Source organism: Pseudoalteromonas sp. MMG033 (genome assembly GCF_057197785.1).
This window is the reverse complement of sequence record NZ_CM170070.1, coordinates 57,760-82,055: the sequence shown is the minus strand read 5'-3', so window position 1 is coordinate 82,055 and position 24,296 is coordinate 57,760. Positions and strand designations below refer to the sequence as shown.

The following is a 24,296-nucleotide window of genomic DNA, read 5'->3' as shown; positions in this document are numbered from 1 at the left end:
CTCGCACTGAGTGCGAGGGAGGCCAATTAATTACCACCAGCGGTGATACGGTTCAACTCTTCACGCTGCGCTGTAGGCAGGTTGTCTACAACAATGTTGTAAGAGTCATCAATCAATTTTTTTAACTCATCTTCGGGAATACTGCCATCAAGCACGATGGTGTTCCAAAGACGTTTGTTCATATGGTACCCAGGTACAATCGACGAATACTTGTCACGCAGTAACAATGCTTCGTCTGGATCGCACTTTAAGTTTAGCCACCAAACTGGCTCACCATTTTCGTTTGTTTGGCCTTCTTTACCTTCATAAAGTGTTGCAAACATTTTGTGTTGCACTTTATACACATCTACTTCTTGTGCAAATGGCTTGGTAATAAAGGTCCCAGGCTTTGCCTGTAAATAATTATGTACACTCTTCTGATCCATAGCCCGTGTCCTTGAAAAACTATATTAATTAAAACAACATGGGGCTAATTTTAGCAGCTATTGAGAGAATTCTGTAATGAGTAAGACTTCTTATGTAAAATGTCATGAAATAACAAACATAGTTGACAAATCTAGGTTCGATACTATCCACCTAATTACATAAATCAAATTCACAATCCATTGAAATTTATTAAATTAGGGAAGATAAGTTCGAAAAATTTGTCTAATAGACTTTTCTCATCATTAAACTATCTCAAGTAGGCATTATCTGCACTACTTTTGGGGTAGCTGCAAACTACACCATGACCGACTGATCTAACAAGTACTACCTGAACTACTTACTACTAACTTTAGTCTAGTATTCGTAAATACACTATTACGATTTACCAAACCTGGTTTTACATGGTAAAACAGTGAATGCATGTCACTGCCCTTACCGCAATTTGCAGCTAAATTGTATCTGGTTACACTTTTTTATGATGCAATAAAGCGGTATTTAATGATCAAACTCTAATAATAAACTGTTTATTATAGGGTTTTTCATTTTATAGACCATGCCGTCCCTATTTTAGCACTAAATATTTTGCAATAACTTGTTTCTTCAAGGCTGGTATTAAATTAAATAATGCAATATTTTGCAACAATTTTATGGTTTTGATTGGTTTTTATCCGTAAAATGATGGTTTTGTATGATTTTAATACTGCATTTGTGACATTACCTCTGCAGGCTTAATTTGACTCGCTGAAAGCTGAAGATAGGTTTGAATAGTAAAATGTGATTAAATTTAGATTATTTAGCAATTAATTAACGAGTTGTAGGCTTGGTTTTATATCGTTTTCTGCTTGTAAGAAGTGTTCAAACTCATCGCTAGAAAGCGGTTTGGAATAGTAGTAACCCTGTATTGTTTGACACTCTAACTGTTTTAGTAAAGCCAGCTGCTCTTCTTCTTCAACACCTTCAGCAACCACATGAAGATCTAGGTTATGTGCAATAGTGACGATAGAATCTACCATATTGCGACCTCGCTCGCTGCCCATATCATCTATAAAAGCCTTATCAACTTTGAGTGTATTAAGCGGAAATTGCTTTAAATAGGCCAATGACGAGTATCCAGTACCAAAGTCATCCATTGCAAGGTGAATTCCTCGGGAGCTCAGTGACCGCATAATTGAAATTGCTTCTTGAGGATCGTCCATAACTGTTCCTTCTGTAATTTCAAGTTCAAGAAAATATGAGGGAAGTTGATTTTTTTGCAAGATAATATCAATGCGAGCAGTTAAATCAGGTAAGCTAAACTGTTTGGCAGATAAGTTTACGGCTACTCGGCCATTGAAAAGGCCTTTGTCGACCCAGCGTTTAACATCCTTACATGCTTTATCAAGCACGACTTCACCAATTTCTATAATTTGTCCAGTCTCTTCTGCAATTGGTATAAACACCCCTGGGCTGATGATCCCTTTTTTAGGCGTGATAAATCGGACCAGAGCCTCCATACCGACAAGTTTTCCTGTTCTTATGTCCATTTTGGGTTGGTAGTAAACTACAAAATGATCTTCTTTCAAACCAAATCGCATCAGGTTTTCAATTTGCAAACGCTTGACTGCCTGCTCATTCATAGAGTCATTAAAAAATAAATAGTGATTACCTTTTTGCTTGGCATGGTACATCGCGGTATCTGCATTTTTCAAAAGGATTTCAGGGGTTTTACCATCCTCTGGAAAAAGAACAATACCAACAGAGGAGGTGATCACCAATTCATGATTTGCCATTTTAAACGGGGTTGCAATGGCTGCTAGAAACTGTTTAGCAACCTTTGTGATTGTATGTATGTCATTTGTGCCGGACATGACGAGTGCAAATTCATCACCGCCTAAACGATAGAAAGTATCTTGCTGGCGACATAGTTTGTTTAACCTCATGGAAAGCTTAGAAAGCAAGCTATCGCCCAGTTGATGACCAAGAGAATCGTTTATCTTTTTAAAGTTGTCCAAATCAAAAACCAACAAAGCGTGATGAGTACCTTGCTGAGAGAGCTTTTTTAAATTGGTAAAAAATAAATTTCGATTAGGCAGCCCAGTGATCCTGTCTCTATTTGAAAGATTGTGCAGCTGCGATTCTGCTTTTTTTCTCTCTGTGAGATCTGAGAAGACAACAACATAATTGGTCACATGACCATGGCTGTTCTTAATCTCATCAATCGTTACCTCAATGGGTAACATACTACCTTTATGATCATAAATTTTGAGCTCTTCTTGCCAATGCTCAGTTTCTTTTAGAGCAGACTTTATTTGTCTTATAAAGCGGCTATCGTATCCAGGTAGCTGAAATTCTGACTCGATATACTGTGCCCGTTTTCCGCCAAAGACCCTTAAATAGCTTGGGTTAAGATCGACGAGCTTGAAGTTATGGTCATAAATAGCAATGGCATCGGTCAGTGACTCTACACATTTAGCAAATAAATTAAGGCGTTCTTCGGTACTTTTTAAGTGATTTATATCTCTCACTGTACCGGTCATTCTAAGCGGGTTGAGATTGTCATCTTTACTTATTACTTTTCCTTTATCCAGCACCCAGTGGTATTGATTAAGGTTGTCTCTTAAACGATAAGACGCTTCAAAGAAGGCTGTTTTTTCAGCGAAATGCAATTTAAGCTGTTTTTCGACGAGCGGAATATCTTGTGGATGTATGCGTTTGGCATTGGGAATAAAGTGATTACTTTTCTCTTCATTTAATGCGTATTTATCATTAATACGAATAATATCACCAGATTGAATGTTCCAATCCCACAGTGTGTCACCACTGCCTTCAACGGTACTTTTCAGCCATTTTTCTGACATACGAAGATTGTCCAATTTGCGCTTAGCATTTCGATTTAGGAGCAAAGTGATGAAAAATGGAGCCAAACAGGCTAACGCCACAGCCAAAAAAGGATGTGGAGTACTTAAAAGGGGCTCTAAAAATGCTGATGCGTGTACAGGGGTACTCAAAGCAAAAAGATAAATAAGAGCCAATAAAATTCTTATATTGTTTTTATATACCATAGTGTACAAGATTAATACATTCACCGTTAATCTAATCGAAACAACCAGCCCGAGTCAAAGCATAATTGATGAAATATGGAAACACTCGCGGCAGTTGTTTATTTTATGGCTGTTCACTTTGGTAGTAAGTAAGCTTTTCTACTAGGTAGCTCAAATCTTTCAAGCCCAATCCAAAACTAATTAATGGTTAAAGTAATACTTGGAAACTCCTTGGTGGTGATTTGGCGAATAAAATGCTTCAATTCTTTAAATGTAAGCTTATTGAGCTCATCTAATAACTGAGCTTGCATTGAAAAAGTATGGTCGTCATTTCCGATTGCTATCCAAAAGCGTTGCGAACGTAGGCGTAAATTTTTATCTTTTTCTGCTATTTGTGATTTAAGGCTAGATTTCACATCTAACCAGTGTTGCCCATCAAATACATCAATATTCGTGACAAAGTCATTTAAAAATAGCTGATGGTACTTGAATAAGTCTTCGCTGTGGTAATTCGGAGACTGAATGTAAAAAGCAATACCGGCTCGAGTATTAAATGGCGCATAGCCAGCACCTACTAGATAACCCAATTGTCGTTCGGTACGAAGTTTTTCAAAATAATGCTGACTCACCAGCTGGTTGAAAGCCATTATTTTTATTTTATCTTGTACATCGGGTGTTGGTGCTTGAATATAGTGTAAAAATGCGTGTTCATTGTTTGCGTTCTCAAAGTGCTCAATTTGGCGTTGCTTAATTGTTTCAAGTGGTTTCTTGAGATCTTCTAATATTTCGCTTTTCGCAAAGCTACAGAGTAACTGTTGCTCAGTTACAATTGCGTGTTGACTTTGCCAATTACCATGTAAAAAAGCTTTTGCATGTATTGAAGTGAAAAATGAGTCCCTAAACGTATTAAACTCGTTAAAACACACATTTTGTAGCGCGCTTGCTAACTCATTTGGAGTTGGGTTCCAAGGCATAAGCTTCGCACCTAAAATACTGAACAACTCACTGACTGGCTTATTTTTATTGTGGTTTTGCCAATGTCGGATCAGCTGTTTTTTATATTCAGCAAACCTTGTCGCACTGATAGGTTGTTTTTGCAGGGCTTCAACAAGTTGCGAAACAAGTTTGAGTTGAGATGCAGAGAGCCCGGCAGTGTGCAATGTTAATCCGCCTTGGTGTGATGTCAGATGGTAGCTTAATCCTGCTAATTCAGCCGAATAAAATTGCTCAGCAACACTATCCATAAATAAATCGGCAAACAACCTTGTTAGGGCCATTGAGGTGTGATTTATGATAGAGGTCTCAGAGTCTATCTCTAGATAAAAGTGTCCTTTGGTGACCCTAAATGTTGCATCTTGTTTAAACCAAAAGGCAAAGCCAGGGCGCTCTTGCAGGCGAGTTGGTGTATGTGTTGTTGACTCAATGCCAAAAAGGGTATTTTCTTCACTAAGATAAGGGTTTACATTAGGAAGTCGCATTTCTGGCAATGGTTCATTTATTCGTGCAAGTGCATCTAACCACTGTTGATTGATTTTCACGACTTGATATGGGGTGTTATACCACTGTGCAATTTTGTTTATTGCATTAGCTTCATCTGTTGCTTTAGGATGAATAAGTACAAGGCGCATATTGTTAGGCGTCAAATAGCCCATTAGTTCAGTATGTAGAGTTTGATTAAAGTGTTCCATACAATAGTCACCGTAGAGAGTGTACTCTTCACTGTAGTGATGCATGTTTACGCTGACATTGCTGACCCAGTCAATAAGTTTGTTGACTTCTTGATTGTCAAAGGCTAATTCCATTAGACGTTTCTTATCGGCGTAAAGAGCAGGCAAAGTATGGTTCTGTGCGGTAATTAGGCTTATATACTCGAACAACATTTCAACGATGTCTTCATAAAACTCAATGCCTAAATCTGTGAGCGCAAAGCTGACGTTGAAATCTTTAAAATTACTGCCATTCACACCGCCACCGGCAGATAGGGCGTTGATCCATCCATTTTTTTTCAAAATTGCATACAGTGACCCTTCGCCTTCATATCCTAGTAAATGAGCCAGAAAGCTGAGACTTTTATAGCGATATAATTCATCTATATTGGGCATGGCGAAACTGACGATCAGCTTTTGTAGATGTTTTCTTGGTTTAATTTGTAGTTTTAATCCAAGATCTTGTGGTCGATAAAATGGCACTTTAATCTTGGTCTTTGGTCGATTCCTGTCACCAGAAATGGCGTCGAAGTGCATTCGAGCAAGCTTTTCAAGCTCGCTTAATGTTTGTGGACCGGCAACGACGAGTGTCATCCATTGAGCTTGATAGTGTTGTTTAAAAAATTGAATGACTTCACTGCGAATATCACCGTGTTCATCACCTAAGGTGTCGTGATTGCCGACTGAGAATTTGGTAAATGGATGCGCTGGGTTTGCTGTTTCCTTATGCGCTTGGATGATACGGCGGTTGTCATCTTTTACTTTAAGGTTAAATTCAGCATCTATCGCATTACGCTCATCAAGCAGTGCGCTTTGTTCGAAGTTTGGTGCTATAAAAAAGTCAGCAAAGCGAGGGAGCAGAGAGCCAAGTTCGGCTGCTATGCAATCAAAAAAGTAACAAGTATGCTCTGTACCTGTCCACGCATTACAATTGCCACCGTGCTGATTAACGATTTGAGCAAACTCCCCTTTGATTGGGTATTGCTCTGTACCCAAAAACAGCATATGCTCAATAAAGTGAGCCATACCTTGGCGATCAACTGGATCGTCAAAGTGGCCAACGTTTATCGTTAAAGAGACTGCGGACTTTTCACTGCTAGGGTCTGTGATGAGTAAAGCCTTAAGACCATTGTCCAGTGTAACGTGCTTATAATGTTTATTATCATTGTTGCTTAATTTCAAGTTAACGCCGCCGATATAATAAGTGAGACAGTCTTAAAAGCAGTAAACCGCTTACCAGTTCTAAGTAATTTGTTTTAATATAGCGGACTTGCAGCTAGGTTTACTACTGAATCGAGATAAAAAGCCAATACTTTTCGGAGAGCTATGAAAACAATATTGATAATGCGTCATGGTGAAGCCGGTCCAATGCAAGCAAATGATGCTGCGCGTTTATTGACTGAACGCGGCCAATTAGAGGCATCAAAAATGGGGATGTGGTTATCTAACAACCATAAACCCAGTGCACTGCTTGTCAGCCCATATTTGCGCGCACAACAAACTGCAGATGCTGTAAAGCAAAGTAATGAGTTTTCTTATCAAGAGACGTGTTCTGATATTATCCCGAGCGGCAGTGCCTCTTTTGCCATCGATTATTTAGAAACTCTCATCAGTATGCATGATGAAATAGAGACTTGGCTGGTGATAGCTCATATGCCGATCGTAAGTTATATGATAGATCAACTAGTGCCGGGAGAAATGCCTATTTTTCCAACTGCTGGCGTTGCGGTTATTGAATACTGTCCAAAAACACACAAATCAAACTATAAAGGCTTGCAAGGCCCAAGTGTATAGTGTCAGTTCGACATGTATTTGGGTCAGAGTAATGACTGCCACTATTATTTAGAATTTCTCTTATTGAGAGAGTTTAAATTTATTTTACCCTATTGCGGAACCTTTTTTAAATATCACGTTCAAATCACATATCTATTGCTATCTGCTTAATGAGGTCTAATGTCCTCTTATCTTATTGAGCAGTTAGTTAGTATAGATACGCTTTCATGACACCGGTTACCATTTTGGGCGATGGTAACCTGTGTAACTTAAATTTATTTCGGTTGTGTTTAGCAAAGTCTAAATTTTGCGTATTTTTCTTTATCAACGAAATATTGATCTTTTGTATATTAATTAGGTAAAAAATATTTTCTTGAACATAGTATTGATGAGTTTATAAGGACAAATGTCCGCTTTTTGTAGCTAAATGTTGTAAAATTTTACCTAACGTCGTCGAACGTTGTAAAAATGTGTGTAATTTATGTGTTTATTAGAAGCATTTTTAAAATATGCTGCTATAATTACGCCCGTTGCGTTCAGCCTCGTTTTAACGTTTTGCACTCTCGAGATCGAGGTCCGCGTTGTTTGTCATCAACGCGCAAAATTGAACGCTATAGCCATTGTGATACGGCGCCCAAATATACCGTTGAACTCAAAGAGTGCATAAATAAGGTCAAAAACCAACATGAAAGCAATGAAAAGATCTACGTTAGCAACTTTAATCAATGCGACGTTGTTCTCTGCTGTGGCAGGTACTTCATTCACTACGCTAGCTGAAGAAGAGCAAGCGAAAAGCAATCAACTGGAAGTGATTCAAATTACTGCGCGTAAGCGTGTTGAAAATGCACAAGAAGTGCCAGTTTCAGTGTCTGCCTTACAAGGTGATAATTTAGACGCCTATAGTTCTGCTGGTATGGATATCCGCTTTATGAACGCTAAGATCCCGAGTCTATCGGTTGAATCTTCGTTTGGACGTACATTCCCGCGCTTTTATGTTCGCGGTCTTGGTAACACAGACTTCGATTTGAATGCATCTCAACCAGTTTCTTTAGTTGTTGACGAAGTCGTTCAAGAAAACCCTATCCTAAAAGGTTTCCCTGTTTTTGATATTGAGCGTATCGAAGTATTACGTGGACCACAGGGTACTTTATTTGGTCGTAACACGCCAGCTGGTCTAGTTAAATTTGATTCAGTAAAGCCAAGCCAAGAATTTGATGGCTACGCTTCAGTTGCATACGGTAGCCGCGAGTCTGTTGACTTTGAAGGTGCTGTAGGTACAGGTCTAACGGACAAAATTTCTACACGTGTATCTGTATTATGGCAAGAGCAGCCAGACTACATTGATGTTCGCTCTCCTGAAGGCATTACGAATGAATTTGCAAAAGACAATTCATTAGGTGGCTACAGCGAAAAAGCAGCACGTATTCAATTCTTATACGAAGGTGATGACTTTACAGGTTTGCTAAACTATCACGTTCGTGACCTTGACGGTCGTCCAATCCCTTTCCGTGCAAATCTAATTGAGAAAGGTTCGAACAACATTAACCCTATTTATGATAATGATGTTGTTTATCATGATGCAGCGTCTCGCGCTACACAAGAAGTTGAAACTCAGGGCTTAAGCTTAAAACTTGAGTGGGATCTTGCAGAGCACACTGTGACGTCAATTACCGCTTGGGAAAGCGCTGAGATTTACTCGCGTGCGGACATTGATGGTGCATACGGCAATGAATTTGCACCAACTATGGGACCTGGTAAAATTCCTTTCTCATCTGAAACAGCAGATGCGCTTCCAGACCATGACCAATATACACAAGAATTACGTCTTTCAAGTAACTACTCAGGTGATTTTAATTACCAAGTAGGTGTGTTCTTATTTGAAGAAGAAATGACCATCGAAAGCTTCAGCTTTGACACTGGTGTATTTGATACAGCAGCGGGCCAATATGGCTTACAAAATGGCTATGCTATCCAGAATCAAGACACTTCAGCATGGGCTGTATTTGGCTCTTTTGATTACACACTGTCTGAAAAGTTAGATGTGACTCTTGGTCTTCGCTACTCAGATGATGAAAAAGAGTTTTATGCGAAAAGAACAGATAACCCAACACCTTGGAATGGTTCTCCTGACTTCCTAGAAGGCAGCGCAAACCCGAGTGACAGTCATGTGAGCTGGGATTTAAGTGCAACATACAAGCTGACTGATGATATTAACTTATTCGGTCGCTTAGCAAATGGTTTCCGTGCACCAAGTGTTCAAGGTCGTATTGTATTTGGTGATGAAGTAACTGTCGCTGAGTCTGAAACTACAAACTCAATTGAGTTCGGTGTTAAATCAGATGTACTTGATGGTCAAGGTCGTGTGAATGCGACTGTGTTCTATTACCAAATGGATGATCAGCAGCTGACGGCTGTAGGTGGTGGTTCTAACTTTAACCGCCTAATCAATGCTGACAAAACAACCGGTTATGGTTTTGAGTTGGATACTGAGTGGGTACTTACAGATGAATTAAACGCGACGTTTAATTTGAGCTATAACAACACTGAACTCGATGATGCAAACTTAGCAGTTGCGGTATGTAATCAATGTACAGTGACAGACCCTACTTATATGGTTGAAGGCCCTAATGGACCTGAAGCACGAGCAATTTTGGATGGTAATAGCCTTCCACATGCACCTGAGTGGATTGCAAACGCAACGCTTCGCTACACTAAAGAGTTAGAAAGCGGTGACTTCTTCGTATACGCTGATACTTCTTACCGTAGCAAAATTAACTTCTTCTTGTATGAGTCAGTTGAGTTTGAAGGCAAAGCCTTATTTGAAACAGGCGTGAGAGCGGGTTATGCATGGGCGTCTGGTGACAACGAATACGAAACATCTGTATTCGTACGTAACTTGTTTGATGAGCAAGCTGTTATCGGTGGTGTAGATTTCAATAACAACACTGGTATGTTAAATGAAGAGCGCTTTATTGGTGCTGAGTTCAAGGTTCGTTTCTTTTAATTTGTAACTGAAATGAATTAGTTAATCTTAAACCCGTGTTATTGGATAAATAACACGGGTTTTTTATTTCTTTAATGCAACTGTCGGAATTAGCTGATACAGTCGCATCGTAGTTTAAGTAAGAGGAGTTAAACATGTCTGGGTTTTGGAACTATCGCGTGATTTTTTGTGAGGGTAAAGATAGTGAATCACCGCTATACCAAATTCATGAAGTTGAATACAATATCAATGGTAAAGTGACTAACTGGTCAGAGACAGGTGCAGCTCCTTTTGGTCACACGATTGAAGAGTTACAAGCTGATTCTGATAGACTTAAATCAGCGTTTGAAAAGCCAGTATTAAAAGTGGTTCGCAAGCAACGTGGTTACGAGTTAGTTGAAGTGGAGACGGGTGAAGAGGCGTACGCTGAGCCACCTGCAGCTTTGAAAGGCTAAATAAAAAATGATAAGGAGTGTTTATGGGTTTACAGGCAATATTATTCGATTTTGATGGTACCTTAGTAGACTCAGAGACACTCCATTACACCAGTTGGTGCAGAGTACTCTCTCCATTTAATATCTTCATCAGTGAATCTGAGTTTTGCGATGAATTCTCTGGTGTGCCTACCGTTAAAACTGGCCATATTTTGCAGCAACGTTACAACCTTCCTTATTCGGGGGATGAGTTAGCAACGTTAAAAAATACACAGTTTGTAGAAACTGCTGCTACTGAGAAGCCTAAACTGATGCCACATGCTATGGACGTGCTCTCTCTTTGTGCACAACATTATAAGTTGGCTTTGGTTACTGGCAGTACACGAGCAGAAGCGCTTCCCGTGTTAGCACATTATCAACTGCGCGAGTTTTTTGACTATATTGTTTGCAAAGATGATGTAACCAACCCTAAACCACACCCAGAACCCTACTGTTTGGCCATGGCTAAACTCAATATTAGCGCACAAGAAGCGATTGCCGTAGAAGATTCACAAACAGGGCTAGCATCTGCCACTGCTGCAGGGTTGAAAACGGTGGTGATCTCTCACTTACACTCAGCAGGCCAAGATTTTACAAAAGCTGCGTGGCGAAGTGAGAGTTTGGAAGCGATGTGGCAGCAAATCGTAAAGCCAAGTTAAACTGTACAAGTCCGATAAAGGTGCTATTTTAAAAAGAGACATTGAAACGCTAACAAGGTGTTTAGCGGTGATGGCCTTTATTGTCTGTTTTTATCTGCAAAGGAAAGTAGCATGAAACACGTCTTTTTTTGGCTGTGTACAGCCCTAGTTATTTGCGTCAGCCCAACTTCTTTTTCCAATAGTGCACCTGATGTTCAACTCGCAAAAGTGTATGCGCAACAAAAACCCGTCAGCGATTATTTGGTAAGTGAAAAGTATGATGGCGTACGTGCAGTTTGGGATGGCAAGTTGCTTAAAACCCGAACAGGGCATATTATTCACGCGCCAAAATGGTTTACGGCTGTATTACCTAATCGGTGGTTGGATGGCGAATTATGGGCTGGGTATAACAACTTTGCGTTTGTTAGTAGTTTGGTGCGCAGAAAAGTCCCTGATCATGAGAATTGGCAGCAGGTTCATTACCTTATTTTTGATGCCCCAGATCCACTGCTGACATTTGTGCAACGCTTTGAGAAATACCAAGGTATCGTCAATGGCTTACACAGTATCCATGTGAAGCCAATTCCTCAGCACCATTTTACTAATAAAGCGCAGTTAGATGAATTTTATACGCAAGTATTGTTGCGTGGTGGCGAGGGGGTAATGCTACATGAAAAGGCTGCTACCCACCAGGCTGGCAGAACCGCTCAAGTACTTAAATACAAGCCTAAGTTTGATGCTGAAGCGGTTGTTATCGCACATTTGCCAGGAAGAGGTAAGTATCAGGGAATGATGGGGGCAATCAGGGTTAAAACGATGGAGGGGGTCATATTTAACATCGGAACGGGATTTACAGACGAGCAGCGTGTCTCCCCGCCAGCCATCGGAAGTACAATTACATTTCAATACCAAGGGTTTACCAAATACGGCAAACCGAGATTCGCGAGCTTTTTACGAATGCGTGACGCTTTGTAAGGAGGGATATCCTTTAAAATCGATCTGAGCTATGGTAAATTTCGTCCTTTTTTGCGAGCGGACGCGAGGTAAGAATGGTCGTTGGGTTTGATTATGGTAGCTCAAATTGTGCAATGGGTGTAATGCGTGCAGGCGCAGTCGAGTTGATCCCTTTGGAAAACTCTAAGTATTACCTTCCTTCTACTTTATATGCACTACATAACTCGCTTATTTCTGACTATGTTGCAAAAGGCATTCAAGAGAGTGCCCAGTCTCAGTACAGAGCACAGAGAAGTGGCATATTGAAAAGCGCACAGTTTGCTCGTAGCGACTTAGACTTGATGCCACAAGAAAGTGGTGTTTTTGTTGGTCAAGAAGCGATTGAAGAATATATCTCTATGCCTGAAGAGGGCTATTTTGTTAAATCGCCTAAGTCCTTCTTTGGCGCAATAGGGCTAAAGCCTGAGCAAATCGCATTTTTTGAAGATATTGCCACAGCCATGATCATGGCGCTGAAAATGCGAGCTGAGAAACACTTAGGTTCAGCACTAACGCAAACGGTGATTGGTCGCCCAGTGAATTTCCAAGCGGTCGGTGGAGAGGATAGCAACCGTCAAGCTATATCTATTTTAACTACAGCGGCGAAACGTGCGGGTTTCACTGATGTGGAGTTTCTCTATGAACCCCTGGCAGCAGGTATTGATTTTGAATCAGATCTGCAACAGGATAAAAAAGTGCTCGTAGTTGATATTGGCGGTGGTACAAGTGATTGCTCATTTGTACAAATGGGCCCAAGCTATCGAGATTGTGAAGATAGGAGTGCTCACTTCTTGGCTCATACGGGAAAGCGGATTGGTGGCAACGATTTAGATATTGCTTTGGCGTTTCATAAGTTAATGCCTGTGTGTGGTTTAGGTGGACAATTTAAATCTGGTTTGCCTTTACCGAAGCAAGCTTTTTGGCAAGCATGCAAAATCAATGACATTCAATTGCAGAGTGATTTTTACAGCAGTGCCTTCGGCCGTGAGCTGAACACCATGCTCCGTGATGTCTGTGAGCCTGAAAAGCTAAAGCGCTTGCAAGTGATCCAAGAAAACAAGATGACACATCAATTTGTTAGGCAGGCTGAACTAGCGAAAATTGCGTTGAGCGATGATAGCACGCATCAAGTTGATTTATCATTTATTGAAAATGAATTGGTGCAAAACCTCAATCTTACTCAATTAACCGAGTCTGTTGAGTCGAGTTTACAACAGGTTGTGGCACTTGCCGAGCAAGCGATTTCAGATGCAGGCACTCAGCCTGATGCCATTTATTTGACTGGGGGCAGTGCACAATCACCGTTGTTAAAAAGTGCATTACAGGCAAAATTGGGCGATATTCCAATGTTGAACGGTGACAACTTTGGTAGTGTCACCGCTGGCTTAACAAAGTGGGCTGAGCGTATTTATCGTTAACGAATACGATTAGAAATATACGCTGAATAATCGGGCTGTGTTCTTGGCAGCTCAGTATTCATCAAAGTTGAAGTCAGCAGCATATCTGCACTGGCTTCATTACACGCAACTGGAATATTCCAAACAGCAGCCAGTCTTAATAGCGCTTTCACATCTGGATCATGGGGCTGAGATGACAAAGGGTCCCAAAAAAATATCAACATGTCTATTTGTTGTTCAGCAATTTTGGCGCCTATTTGTTGATCTCCCCCCATTGGCCCGCTCAGTAACTGTGTCACTTCTAGCTCTGACTGTGACGCTATCAGTGCGCCTGTTGTGCCGGTCGCACTCAAAATATGCTGGGCTAAAATGGCTCTGTGCTTTTTACACCAATTAGCCATACTTGATTTTTTGCCATCGTGGGCAACTAAAGCAATGCGCTTGGTCGCAGGAATGTTAGCTTGTGTGTATTTCATAAGTTTCCTTAGAGCAATAGATTAACAGCCAATGCGATAAAAATGGCTGCAGATATTCTATCTATCCATATAGGCGCTTGTGGATGACTTCTAAAGTAGCCTGCAATTTTATCTCCACCATAGACGTATACACAATCAACAGGAAAAGCCAATATGGGGTAGAGTAGACCAAATAATGCTAATTGAACTGTTGTAGATGTATCTAAACTGGTATCAACAAATTGGGGAATAAAGGCGATGAAAAAAAGCGCAACTTTAGGGTTCAGTACTTCGGTCATCATTGCCTGAAAGGTCACGTTCTTACTGGATTTACTCGGTGTACTATTATCCCCCTCAGAGTGTTCGTCATTGGTGTTCGATAAGGTTGCTTTAAAGGTTATTATCCCGAGATAAGCAAGATATCCGGCACCGAGGTACTGGACTGCTGTGTAGGCTGTTTCAGACGCTTTTAAAATAGCAGATAAACCAATGACGGCAAAAATAGTGTGTATCACGCCACCGAGCGCAAAGCCCAATGCACTTTGCATCCCAGCTGTTTTGCCATGGGTAAAGGTTTGCGCCATTAAAAATGCATTTGAGGGCCCGGGTGCGATAGCAATAATGAAGCTTGCAAACAAGAATGAAATCAAAAGTTCAGGATTTAGCATAATAGAGTAAATGTAATACAGTTAGATGCTAGTTTAATCACTCGGGAACAGGTTGAAAACGCTTTATTGCGCTTTTTTTAAAACTATGCGGGCCAAATGAACCCGCATAACAAGGTTGGGGGATTTTGATTCAATATAAATGCTAAAAAAGAAGTCCTATGTCTTCTCAACAACAGCCTGTGCAGCTATTAGATACAGTATGCCGAGTTGATGTGACAGTTTTACGACTAGTTAGCAAAAAGTGTCACGTTAATTTGCACTGTGTAACGCTTGGCGATGTTTTGAGAATAGCAGTATCAAAAAAGGCAATCCCATGCACAGGTGCAGTGCTAATTGCAATGGTGCAGTCAGTCCCAACGGCTGAGTTAATACAGCTAATAGCCCGGCACCGCTCATTTGCATGAGGCCAATTAATGCGGAAGCTGTACCAGCTTGTTTAGGGAACTCTGCTAACGCATTGCCTGCCGCTGCACCGATGGTAAAAGCAAACCCTATTGAGGCTACATACATTGGCAGCATGTAATAAGCGGCTGCTATTTGCGGCAGTATGAGAATGATGGCACCTGCACTACAAAATAAAGAGAGCCCAAATTGCAAAGCGCGACGACTATGACGTTTAATAAATTGCGGTGCTACAAAACTAGATACAATACTGATAAATGCGTTAAGGGCGAACCAGAAAGTAAAGTCCGCCATAGGGAGGTTTAAATGAGACATTATCCACCCTGGTGCACCGACTACAAACACGAGCATTGCCGACATACACACCATGGTAATTGATGCGTTAAACATAAACTTGGGACTGCTTAGCATAGGGCCAAAACGGCGGAGATCGAGGATGTGGCCTTTGTAAATGGAATCCTCTGGTTTCGTTTCTTTAAAAATGAAAAACAATATAATTAGGCCAATTACCGCAAAGACAAATAAAAATGCAAAATTACTGCGCCAGCCAAGCTCCACAGTTAGCCATGCGCCTAAAATAGGGGCTAATGCTGGAATAAAGCAAACAATGCCATTTAAATATGTGATCATTTGGCCACTGCCTTTGTTACCAAAGCTATCTCGCACAACGGCAAAAGCACTGACAAAAGTAGCACATGCGCCAAGACCTTGAAGAACTCGAGCAAACATCACTGCTTCCCATGTATCCACAACCGTGGCCAGCGCTGCACCAATCATAAATAGGCTTACACCAGAGAGGGCAATTGGTTTACGTCCATACTTATCTGCCAGTGGCCCAGCAATTAATTGCCCGAGTCCCACTGCAAGCATATAAATACTGACAGTTTGTTGAATTTGAGCTTCGCTTACTGCCAGTGCATTTTGCATGTCAACAAAGGCAGGTAAGTATAAATCAATACCAAGCGGGCAAAATATGACTAACAGAGCGAGGATGAAAATAAGTGATTTACTGGTGTGGTGTTGCATGCTGTCTCCTTTTCGACGCTATTGTATTGTGCGCAGAAAAAAAAGACAGGACAAATCGCCGTAATACAATAATATTTTATTAATCGAAAGGGTTTAATAAGAATTATGAATGAATAGTAGTCATTAAAACAGTGCTTTACCTTTTATTGACCCAAGTTGTTTATTGTACTTTTTCTTCTAAAAGGCGCTTCCTTCTTATGTAGTCTGTTTAGGTATATGGATATTTTTATATTCTGATAACACTAGAGTTAACTGGTCTGATGTGTTAGGTTTAATCAAAAAGGCAGGATAGTTTATGGCAAGTTCACTGTTAAATACTTATAAAAAATTTCGTTGGCTACCTTTTGGAAATTGGTTATTCAGCAAAGCGGTATGTAAGAGAGCCCCTTACTTTGCGACTATTAAACCTAAAATCACACATTTAAGTAGTGGTAGAATTTGCGCGCAAATGCCCAATCGTCGTGCGGTGCATAATCATATTGGTACAGTGCATGCCATTGCCCAGTGTAATTTGGCAGAGCTATGTGCTGGAGTCGTGACTGATGCAACAGTTCCTGTAAATACCCATAGATGGATCCCCAAAGGGATGACAGTGCAATATCTAAAAAAAGCGGATAGTGACCTTAAAGCTGAAGCGGTGATCCTGTTGCCACATCAGTGGCAAGATAAAGAAGATTTAATCGTACCAGTTGAAGTGTTTAATGCTGAGGGCGTGAAAGTGTTTCACGCCGATGTAACAATGTATATAACAGCGAGAAACTAGGCCTGCTCTTGCTTTTCAATCGGGGTGACATTTGAAAGGTCTGTTTTATGCGTAAGTTGACCTTCAATATGCGCCCCAGCTTCGATGCTTAGTGTATCGTGAATTATGTCGCCATGTACTTTAGCTGAAGGTTCTAAACGGACTTGCTGTGCAGTAATACAGCCGTTGACAGTGCCTTTCACGTGAACTTGTGTGGCTTTAATATTACCCTCAATGGTCCCTTGCTCACCAATTACCAAGTGCTCGACTTCGAGGTTACCAGAAACAATGCCATCAATTTGAATTTCACCTTCGCAATGAATATCACCAATCACTTTGGTGTTGGGAGAAATCATGGCGACGTAGAGCGCTGAGGATTTATTATTTTTTAATTTATTGAACACGTTCGAGTACTCTTGCAAGTTTAACAGGGTTAATATGCTTTTTATCCTGTAATACTTCGTAGTGCAAGTGTGTACTAGTACTTCTTCCTGTGCTACCCATTAATGCAATTACGTCAGATTGCTTAACTTGTTGGCCTTTTTTGACTTTAATTGTGTGTAAATGTCCGTAACGTGTCGTGATCCCGTTGACATGTTGAATTTCAATAAACTTGCCATAACCGCCATATTTTCCGGCTCTGATAACTGTACCATCTGCAGGAGCGATGATTTCCGTTTTGTGCCACCCAGCTAAATCGACGCCTTTGTGGTAGGCGCGGCGACCGTTAATCGGATCTTTTCGATAGCCAAATGCACTAGAAATATAATATTTGTCTTCTTTTACTGGCATGCTTGCTGGCAGCTTTTGGACTAAGCGCTCCAGTTGGTTTAGTTGCACAGAGCTGTCAATTGCGTTGAGGTATGATTGAGGCAGTTTATCACTTTGAACCTGGTGATAAGGACCACCTTGCGCTTCATTTGGCGTGTTTGCTTTGATGCCTGCTTCTTGCATACCTGCGAGTAAAATTTGATTTCTGCGTGCGATCAAATTGTGCAATTGGTTAAGCAGCTGACTTTGTGCGTCGTTTAGTTCAGTCGCATGATGATGAAATGAGTCAGTATGCTCTTCGTGTAGCTCTAATGATTCTGTATTTACTTCGCTATTTTCGTGCGATTCTGATGGGAGAGGGGCTGTGTCACTCACCTCACCTTCAGTCAGCGTGTTGGGGAGCGAAGCCATAAGCTCGTTTAGTACTGCATGCTGTGCATCGAGCTGTGCTATGCGCGTTTGCTGTTGGGCAAGTTGCGCTTCGAGTGCGGCCTGCTTACTAAGAAACGCAGCTTCTTTATTTGAAACTTCATCGGACAGCGCAAGTAAATGTGTTTTTTGTGTGAAATATTGTGAGGTTGTAAAGCCAAGCCATGCCAAAGTTGTGATTAGGCATACTATAATCGTGATTTGCACCCAAGCTGGTATAGCTAATAAGCTTACTTCGCCATTTTGACGTAGCATGACTTGTTTGGGTTGAAATAGCTTTAAAACTAGGCTTTTGATAACGCTTAACATAACACTTAAAAATTTAGATAACGCCTAACTCTAACAATTTTTATACAAAAAGCCAGTATAAAATCATAAAAAAAAGGCGTGTTTATGCACGCCTTTGATTTGAATGAAATTATTTTATTCAATTATTTTGCAGGAAGCACAGTGCCTTCTACTGAGCCGAAGCCGATGCGGTTGAAGCCGTCAGCTTCACACCAGCCGCGCATAATGACTTTATCACCATCTTCAAGGAATTTACGCTCTTCGCCATTGTTTAAAGTAATCGACTCTTTACCGCCGCGAGACAGTTCAAGTAATGAACCTGCTTCTTCATGTTCTGGACCTGATTGTGTGCCTGAACCTAGCATATCGCCTGGTAAGAAGTTACAGCCGTTGACTGTGTGGTGCGTAACCATTTGTGCAACTGTCCAATAGCTATGCTTGAAGCTTGACTCAGAAACCTTGCTTGGCGCTGCATTTTCGCTGCGCATCTTATCTGTTTCGATAAGTACGTCCATTTGAATATCAAATGAACCAGTCTCACGGTTCTTTGCAGACTCAAGGTAGCTCATTGGTTGTGGGTCGTTTTCGTCACGGTGCCACGCAGTGCGGTATGGTGCTAACGCTTCCGTTGTCACAATCCATGGTGATACTGTTGATGCAAAGTTCTTCGCAAGGAATGGACCTAAAGGCTGGTATTCCCATGCTTGTAGGTCACGTGCTGACCAGTCATTAAATAGACAGAAACCGAATACGTGGTCTTCTGCATCTTCAATTGCAATTGTTTCACCTAGTTCATTGCCTTTACCAAGGTAAATACCTAGCTCTAGTTCGTAGTCTAGACGTTTACAAGGGCCAAATGATGGTGCTTCTGCATCTGGTGCTTTAGTTTGACCTTTAGGGCGCGGGAAAGTCTGACCTGATACATCAATTGATGAAGCACGGCCATGGTAGCCGATTGGTACCCATTTGTAGTTAGGCAGAAGTGGGTTATCAGGGCGGAACAAGCTACCTACTGCAGTTGCGTGATAGATTGATGTGTAGAAATCAGTGTAATCACCGATGTGACATGGAAGAGCATATTCAACGTCATCCTGTGCTACAAGTGCACTCTCAAGGGCACTTTGATGCTCAGAGCCTTCACGTAATGCACGAGAAAGTGCCAAACGTAAACCTGACCAATGTGCTTTACCTAGACCCATGAATTCGTTTAGTGCTTGTGCATTTGCTGCTTCAACCGCCTCTTGCGCTACACCGTCAAAGATGTTTGCAGCTGCAACGACTGCTAGATCTAGTACTTGATCACCAATGGCTACGCCGCCACGGAATTCTTCATTGCTGCCTTTGCGACGAAATGACGCAAACGGTAAGTTTTGAATTGGGAAATCGTTACCAGCCTGGTTTGCACTTGCAACCCAGCTTTTTAAATTAATATCGTGTGTTTCATTGATAAAAGACATGGTCTTTCCTTTTTTCTACAAGCTGCATATGACTATGCATTTTTATTTGTGCTTTCGCCAGAATATGGCCAAGTTTAAATAGCAAAAGCAGCTTAGAAAAGCTGCTTTTTAATTTGTCTTTACTGGTGGATAATTAAATCACACCACGACGCTCTTGGTCACGTTCAATTGACTCAAATAGAGCCTGGAAGTTACCTTCACCAAAGCCACCGTCATCAACACGTTGGATCATCTCGATGAAGATAGGACCGAACAGGTTCTTAGTGAAGATTTGAAGTAGGTAGCAGTTTTCGCTCTGGCTATCTACTAGGATCTGGTGCTCTTTGATCTTTTGCTTATCTTCAGCAACCCAAGGTACACGGTCGAAAATTGTATCGTAGTAGTGATCAACAATATCTAAAGTCGCGATGTTTGTTTTGTCTAGCTTATCTAGAGAGCCAACAAGGTCGTTTGTTAAGAATGCAAGGTGCTGTACGCCCGGACCATTGTACTCGTCTAGGTACTCATCGATCTGGTTGTTGTTGTCATCTTTACCTTCATTGATTGGAATCGAGAAAGTACCACAAGGTGACTTAAGTGCGTAAGAAAGTAGCGCAGTCTTTTGACCTTTGATGTCGAAATAACGCACTTCTTCAAAGCCAAATACGCCTTTATAGAAGTTTGCCCATGTTTCCATTGTACCTTTGTAAACATTGTTAGTTAGGTGGTCAATGCGGATGAAACCTTTGTCTTCAACAATGTTTTGTTCTTCTAGGTCTTCAAAATCATTTTCAAAGATAGAGCCTTTATCACCGAATACATCGATGAAGTAAATAAGGCTGTCACCGATACCGTAAATTGCAGGGTATGGTAGGTCTTTGTTTGCAGAATCAGTCGCTGGTTTTGCACCACGCTCTACAGCAATGTCAAACGCTTTTTGTGCATCTTCTACACGCCAGCCCATTGAACAAATAGCTGGACCGTGTGACTTAGCAAACTCGGCAGAGAAACCGCCACGCTCGTTGTTTAGAAGGAAATGGATTTCGTTCTGGTTATAATGAACGATGTCTTTACCTTTAAACTTTTTAAGTTTAGAGAAACCAAAATCAGCAAAGATTTTGTCCATGTAATCTGCGTCTGGGGTTGCGTATTCAGTAAATTCGATACCTACAAGGCCAAGAGGATTATTTACTTCACTCATTGTCATTCTCCTGCATTAAGCACTGGATTGCTTGTTGTAATTTATGCAGTGGATAATTAATCAAAATGACCTAAAGTGAAAGGTTTCAACACCAATTCACTCATGGCTGTTTTGTAAATTTGATTGAACATTTGGTGCCGTTTTAAGACAAAATGAAAACAGACAATTTTTTTAGATTGAAAAGCTGTAATTAAACTGAAAATTAGGTTGTTAATTCGCTAATCTTAGAAAGAAGTACAATTTTAAATTTTTGATTTTATTTATCTTTTATGTTTTTGATATGATTGCTCAAGAAGTCTACAGTGATATGCGCGATGTGCATAAAATAGGTAATCAATGGGTTTGCTGTAAATTTATCTGTACATTTTTAGGTTGAGATACGAAAAAGCCGCACTAAAAAGTGCGGCTTTTTCGTAAATTTTATTTATGCGTTATTGTCTTTCGCCAGTCACTTCGAGCTCTTTTTCAAGATAGTGTGCTTGCGTGTGGGGTTCATTGTCACCCTCAGCACCATGCATCCAGTCAACTAGCTTGTTACTGAGCAAGTACATTGCCAGTGCAGAAATGAGTGCTGTTGCACCTAAGCCAATAAAGATACCCATTGCGTTCCCCATTGCTTCTTGGCCTTCGCCAATGAAGGAGCCGACAAAGCCGGCGATTTTATTTGCGACTGCCGTACATAGAAACCAAATACCCATAAGCAGTGATGCAAGACGAAGTGGTGCCAGTTTACTCACCATGGATAGACCAATTGGAGATAAACATAATTCACCCAGAGTATGAAATAGGTAGAAAAGGACTAGCCACATCATGCTGATTTGCAGTGTGTCACCAGGTGCTGCACCTTCTGTCATTAATGCCAGCATCATGGTTAAGAAGCCAAGCGCTAAAAACACTAAGCCTATGGCAAACTTAACTGGCGAGTTTGGCTCACGTTTATCCAGTTTTAACCAAATCATGGCAACAATGGGTGCAAAGATGATGATGAAAATGGAGTTTAAAGATTGAAACCAAGACGCTGGAATTTCAAAGCCCATCAACATGCGGTCTGTATAATCATTTGCGAATAAGTTCATCAAACCACCGGCTTGTTCAAAGCCCATCCAGAAGATGATACTGAATACAGACATGGTAAAGATCACGCGAATACGGTCTTTTTCCACTTTAGTTAATGGCTCTTTTGTGCCAGATTCTGACTGCTGTTGTGATAACTTCGCAGCTGGAACGACACCAATATCACCTAAGTACTTTTGACTTAGTAGCATTTGCATGACGACAGAGATCACCATACCAATACCTGCAGCGACAAAACCGGCTTGCCAGTTTATTTCAGATGCAACATAGCCTGCGACTAGTGGGCCTAATGCGCCACCTAAGTTAATGCCCATATAGAAGATGGTAAATGCGCCATCACGACGCTTGTCACCTTCTTCATATAAGTCGCCCACCATGGTAGAGATATTTGGCTTGAATAAACCGTTACCAATACACAGCAGTGTTAGACCAATATAGAAGACATTTTCTTCTTGGCCTGCAACCACACTGTGTGGGATCCCCATGATGAAATGACCTGCCGCCATTAAAATACCACCAATGATGATGGCTTTGCGCTGCCCCAGTACGTTATCTGCTAGCCAGCCGCCAAATAGCGGAGTTAAGTATACGGCCATGGTAAAGGTGCCGTATAAGCTAAGTGCGTCGGCATTAGTCCAGCCAAAACCGCCACTTTGTACCTGAGCTACTAGATAAAGTACTAAAATTGCACGCATACCGTAGTAGCCAAATCGCTCCCACATCTCCGTGCCGAATAGTAAGAATAGGCCCTTAGGATGGCCTAAAAACTCACCTCGATTAGGTATTGAATTCATATTTATTACTTCCAGATTTATCACATGTGTGTTGTATGGCCTTTATATCATCGACAAATTCATACTTATATATGTGTGAATTTGTCTATTTTTAATTGGGAGGCCAGTTCCCAAAAGCTCTACGTGCGAAGTCAGTATTGACTAACTATTCACGAAAAACGCGTCAGTATACCCAGCAAGGAGGCTATGGGGAAGCCTTACCAGATAGGTTCAGAGGCGATGTGGCATAAAAAAACCAGCCAAGAGGCTGGTTTTTAAGATTAATAATTATTAACGGCAATAATTATCGACAAATGTTAGGTCGTTAATATGTGCCGGGCCTTCCATCAGCTCTGTCGCGACTGCTGTATTTGGATTAAGTGAGTAAATTTTTGCATTCTGACCACTTTGACGGCCTGACACGTACAAGATGCCAGTGTCTGAAATGGCAAGGCCAGACGCCCAATTTACGCCATGCTCGCCAATCTTGGTGAGGCTCATATCCGCGGTATCTAACGTATACAGTGCTTTACCGGTTAATACGTATAGCGTGTTGTTGTCAGCTGAATATGCGATATCGCCATGACTAAATTCATCACCTGCGTATTTCAACTTACCTAATACAGTTTTTTCACCGGTCTGCAAATTGTAGTCATACATATAAGTTTTACTTGTTGCACGCAGGTGTATACCGTCATCACTGACTGCAGAGCGGTAAATAGGCCATGATGTCGCATTGGCCAAGGCTGTCTCAACATTACCATCTAAATCAAGTGACCATAATGTAGAGGCTTTGGTTTGACTGTCGTTTTGTTCCATGAAATACAATACGCCGTCTTTGCTCGCGATATTTGACGCGGTATGAGATACACCAGCAACTTTGCTGTAAGTCATGGTGCCTAAATTGAAATTGAAGATATAACCTTCGCCCGCGCTGCCATAGTTATTGATGCCAAATAGACCTGTTACGCAATCTGCTGTTACAGATACATTGTCCAACAAGGCACCATATGAATCTGATGTGCCGCTACCTGAAAACGCCAGTGTGCTTTGAGCACTGTCTGCTGTCACAGTGACTGTCACGTGCTGCCAACCTCGGTTAGCGCCATTCAAATTCGCGATAACTTGACCATTCCAAGTAACCGTTGCTTGATTCGTTTGGGTGTTGTTGCGTACTCTCGGAGAGTAATAAAAACTGACCACATAACGCTTACCAGCTTCAGTCGCAATGCTTTGATATGCAGTGTAGTTGCTGGTTGAGTCTAGCTCTAAATACTGTGAACCATCTTGTGGTGCAATAAGGCCGAGTCTATCGGTTTGAATTTCAAAACGTGCGCCTGTGCGCTGCCAGCCTGAAAGGTTATCGAAGAGTTTCCAAGTCCCTGAAATGTTTCCTGATTGTTCAAATGAACCATTGGCAATTAAATTATTCTCTGCCAGAACATTCTGGCTCGCTGTCAATGCAGTAACTAATAATACAGATGACGTGGATAGCTTCATATATTACTCCCAACTTGATTACATAACATCCGTTGTTAGTAAAATGTTAAATTAAAATGCCTTTGTCTAATCTTATTTTCCTAGTTTTGAGTGCTCAGGTCAATTAAAATACAAAAAATGAC

19 protein-coding genes are annotated in these 24,296 nt (G+C 41.1%); 7 read left to right on the top strand and 12 right to left on the bottom strand.

Features of this window, described 5'->3' with window-relative positions; all coding sequences use genetic code 11:
• Window positions 1-26 precede the first annotated feature (26 nt).
• The 3 genes from AC2CZC_RS00300 to AC2CZC_RS00290 all read right to left on the bottom strand — a co-directional run bounded on the left by AC2CZC_RS00300 (window position 27) and on the right by AC2CZC_RS00290 (window position 6,334).
• Window positions 27-425 (bottom strand): MmcQ/YjbR family DNA-binding protein, encoded by a 399-nt coding sequence (locus AC2CZC_RS00300; protein ID WP_063361791.1) that lies wholly within the window; start codon window positions 423-425, stop codon window positions 27-29.
• Between the two features lie 801 nt (window positions 426-1,226).
• Window positions 1,227-3,467: a sensor domain-containing protein gene (locus AC2CZC_RS00295; RefSeq protein WP_484584818.1), complete on the bottom strand. Its 2,241-nt coding sequence runs from the start codon at window positions 3,465-3,467 to the stop codon at window positions 1,227-1,229.
• A gap of 176 nt (window positions 3,468-3,643) precedes the next feature.
• On the bottom strand, window positions 3,644-6,334 hold the full coding sequence (locus AC2CZC_RS00290) for an insulinase family protein (RefSeq protein ID WP_484583401.1): 2,691 nt from the start codon (window positions 6,332-6,334) through the stop codon (window positions 3,644-3,646).
• Between the two features lie 144 nt (window positions 6,335-6,478).
• On the opposite strand from AC2CZC_RS00290, the gene sixA reads away from it, so the two are divergent.
• The 6 genes from sixA (at window position 6,479) to yegD (ending at window position 13,430) form a co-directional block, all read left to right on the top strand.
• Window positions 6,479-6,946 (top strand): phosphohistidine phosphatase SixA, encoded by a 468-nt coding sequence (gene sixA, locus AC2CZC_RS00285; RefSeq protein ID WP_484583400.1) that lies wholly within the window; start codon window positions 6,479-6,481, stop codon window positions 6,944-6,946.
• Between the two features lie 664 nt (window positions 6,947-7,610).
• A complete protein-coding gene (locus tag AC2CZC_RS00280) occupies window positions 7,611-9,929 on the top strand; it encodes a TonB-dependent receptor (RefSeq protein ID WP_484583399.1) in 2,319 nt (772 codons plus the stop codon).
• 134 nt (window positions 9,930-10,063) lie between these two features.
• Entirely contained in the window at window positions 10,064-10,363 is a 300-nt protein-coding gene (locus AC2CZC_RS00275; RefSeq protein ID WP_063361786.1) for a hypothetical protein, read from the top strand.
• Window positions 10,364-10,386: 23 nt separating this feature from the next.
• Window positions 10,387-11,040, top strand: coding sequence for an HAD family hydrolase (locus AC2CZC_RS00270; RefSeq protein ID WP_484583398.1), 654 nt, complete (start codon window positions 10,387-10,389; stop codon window positions 11,038-11,040).
• 111 nt (window positions 11,041-11,151) lie between these two features.
• The gene (locus tag AC2CZC_RS00265; protein ID WP_484583397.1) at window positions 11,152-11,994 is read left to right on the top strand and encodes a DNA ligase; all 843 of its coding nucleotides are present in this window, start codon (window positions 11,152-11,154) and stop codon (window positions 11,992-11,994) included.
• Between the two features lie 74 nt (window positions 11,995-12,068).
• Complete coding sequence (gene yegD, locus AC2CZC_RS00260) at window positions 12,069-13,430, top strand: molecular chaperone (RefSeq protein WP_484583396.1); 1,362 nt, start codon at window positions 12,069-12,071, stop codon at window positions 13,428-13,430.
• On the opposite strand, the gene AC2CZC_RS00255 is transcribed toward yegD, so the two are convergent.
• From AC2CZC_RS00255 to AC2CZC_RS00245, 3 genes are all read right to left on the bottom strand, one after another.
• Window positions 13,427-13,885 carry a methylglyoxal synthase gene (locus tag AC2CZC_RS00255; RefSeq protein ID WP_484583395.1) on the bottom strand — a complete coding sequence of 153 codons (459 nt, stop codon included), beginning with the start codon at window positions 13,883-13,885 and terminating at the stop codon, window positions 13,427-13,429. The two genes, yegD and AC2CZC_RS00255, sit on opposite strands and share 4 nt — an antisense overlap.
• An 8-nt stretch (window positions 13,886-13,893) precedes the next feature.
• The gene (locus AC2CZC_RS00250) at window positions 13,894-14,532 is read right to left on the bottom strand and encodes a LysE family translocator (protein ID WP_484583394.1); all 639 of its coding nucleotides are present in this window, start codon (window positions 14,530-14,532) and stop codon (window positions 13,894-13,896) included.
• Between the two features lie 249 nt (window positions 14,533-14,781).
• On the bottom strand, window positions 14,782-15,960 hold the full coding sequence (locus AC2CZC_RS00245) for a multidrug effflux MFS transporter (protein ID WP_484583393.1): 1,179 nt from the start codon (window positions 15,958-15,960) through the stop codon (window positions 14,782-14,784).
• Window positions 15,961-16,255: 295 nt separating this feature from the next.
• On the opposite strand from AC2CZC_RS00245, the gene AC2CZC_RS00240 reads away from it, so the two are divergent.
• On the top strand, window positions 16,256-16,723 hold the full coding sequence (locus tag AC2CZC_RS00240) for a hotdog fold domain-containing protein (protein ID WP_484583392.1): 468 nt from the start codon (window positions 16,256-16,258) through the stop codon (window positions 16,721-16,723).
• On the opposite strand, the gene AC2CZC_RS00235 is transcribed toward AC2CZC_RS00240, so the two are convergent.
• From AC2CZC_RS00235 to AC2CZC_RS00210, 6 genes are all read right to left on the bottom strand, one after another.
• On the bottom strand, window positions 16,720-17,106 hold the full coding sequence (locus AC2CZC_RS00235) for a bactofilin family protein (RefSeq protein WP_484583391.1): 387 nt from the start codon (window positions 17,104-17,106) through the stop codon (window positions 16,720-16,722). The genes AC2CZC_RS00240 and AC2CZC_RS00235 overlap by 4 nt on opposite strands.
• Window positions 17,096-18,211: a M23 family metallopeptidase gene (locus tag AC2CZC_RS00230; protein WP_484583390.1), complete on the bottom strand. Its 1,116-nt coding sequence runs from the start codon at window positions 18,209-18,211 to the stop codon at window positions 17,096-17,098. The genes AC2CZC_RS00235 and AC2CZC_RS00230 overlap by 11 nt, the downstream gene beginning before the upstream one ends.
• 122 nt (window positions 18,212-18,333) lie before the next feature.
• Complete coding sequence (fahA, locus tag AC2CZC_RS00225; RefSeq protein WP_484583389.1) at window positions 18,334-19,647, bottom strand: fumarylacetoacetase; 1,314 nt, start codon at window positions 19,645-19,647, stop codon at window positions 18,334-18,336.
• Window positions 19,648-19,780: 133 nt separating this feature from the next.
• Window positions 19,781-20,827 carry a 4-hydroxyphenylpyruvate dioxygenase gene (gene hppD, locus AC2CZC_RS00220; RefSeq protein WP_039611556.1) on the bottom strand — a complete coding sequence of 349 codons (1,047 nt, stop codon included), beginning with the start codon at window positions 20,825-20,827 and terminating at the stop codon, window positions 19,781-19,783.
• Window positions 20,828-21,258: 431 nt separating this feature from the next.
• Window positions 21,259-22,695: a peptide MFS transporter gene (locus AC2CZC_RS00215; RefSeq protein ID WP_484583388.1), complete on the bottom strand. Its 1,437-nt coding sequence runs from the start codon at window positions 22,693-22,695 to the stop codon at window positions 21,259-21,261.
• 270 nt (window positions 22,696-22,965) lie between these two features.
• Window positions 22,966-24,174: a DUF642 domain-containing protein gene (locus AC2CZC_RS00210; protein ID WP_484583387.1), complete on the bottom strand. Its 1,209-nt coding sequence runs from the start codon at window positions 24,172-24,174 to the stop codon at window positions 22,966-22,968.
• Window positions 24,175-24,296 lie beyond the last annotated feature (122 nt).

Excerpts from the sequence above, each read along its gene's own strand:
- AC2CZC_RS00245 (WP_484583393.1), bottom strand. The coding sequence starts at position 15,960 with ATGCAACACCACACCAGTAAATCACTTATTTTCATCCTCGCTCTGTTA.
- sixA (WP_484583400.1), top strand. The coding sequence starts at position 6,479 with ATGAAAACAATATTGATAATGCGTCATGGTGAAGCCGGTCCAATGCAA.
- AC2CZC_RS00255 (WP_484583395.1), bottom strand. The coding sequence starts at position 13,885 with ATGAAATACACACAAGCTAACATTCCTGCGACCAAGCGCATTGCTTTA.
- AC2CZC_RS00265 (WP_484583397.1), top strand. The coding sequence starts at position 11,152 with ATGAAACACGTCTTTTTTTGGCTGTGTACAGCCCTAGTTATTTGCGTC.
- AC2CZC_RS00280 (WP_484583399.1), top strand. The coding sequence starts at position 7,611 with ATGAAAGCAATGAAAAGATCTACGTTAGCAACTTTAATCAATGCGACG.
- AC2CZC_RS00240 (WP_484583392.1), top strand. The coding sequence starts at position 16,256 with ATGGCAAGTTCACTGTTAAATACTTATAAAAAATTTCGTTGGCTACCT.
- hppD (WP_039611556.1), bottom strand. The coding sequence starts at position 20,827 with ATGAGTGAAGTAAATAATCCTCTTGGCCTTGTAGGTATCGAATTTACT.
- AC2CZC_RS00230 (WP_484583390.1), bottom strand. The coding sequence starts at position 18,211 with ATGTTAAGCGTTATCAAAAGCCTAGTTTTAAAGCTATTTCAACCCAAA.
- AC2CZC_RS00215 (WP_484583388.1), bottom strand. The coding sequence starts at position 22,695 with ATGAATTCAATACCTAATCGAGGTGAGTTTTTAGGCCATCCTAAGGGC.
- AC2CZC_RS00270 (WP_484583398.1), top strand. The coding sequence starts at position 10,387 with ATGGGTTTACAGGCAATATTATTCGATTTTGATGGTACCTTAGTAGAC.
- AC2CZC_RS00295 (WP_484584818.1), bottom strand. The coding sequence starts at position 3,467 with ATGGTATATAAAAACAATATAAGAATTTTATTGGCTCTTATTTATCTT.
- AC2CZC_RS00275 (WP_063361786.1), top strand. The coding sequence starts at position 10,064 with ATGTCTGGGTTTTGGAACTATCGCGTGATTTTTTGTGAGGGTAAAGAT.
- yegD (WP_484583396.1), top strand. The coding sequence starts at position 12,069 with ATGGTCGTTGGGTTTGATTATGGTAGCTCAAATTGTGCAATGGGTGTA.
- AC2CZC_RS00300 (WP_063361791.1), bottom strand. The coding sequence starts at position 425 with ATGGATCAGAAGAGTGTACATAATTATTTACAGGCAAAGCCTGGGACC.
- AC2CZC_RS00210 (WP_484583387.1), bottom strand. The coding sequence starts at position 24,174 with ATGAAGCTATCCACGTCATCTGTATTATTAGTTACTGCATTGACAGCG.
- AC2CZC_RS00250 (WP_484583394.1), bottom strand. The coding sequence starts at position 14,532 with ATGCTAAATCCTGAACTTTTGATTTCATTCTTGTTTGCAAGCTTCATT.
- fahA (WP_484583389.1), bottom strand. The coding sequence starts at position 19,647 with ATGTCTTTTATCAATGAAACACACGATATTAATTTAAAAAGCTGGGTT.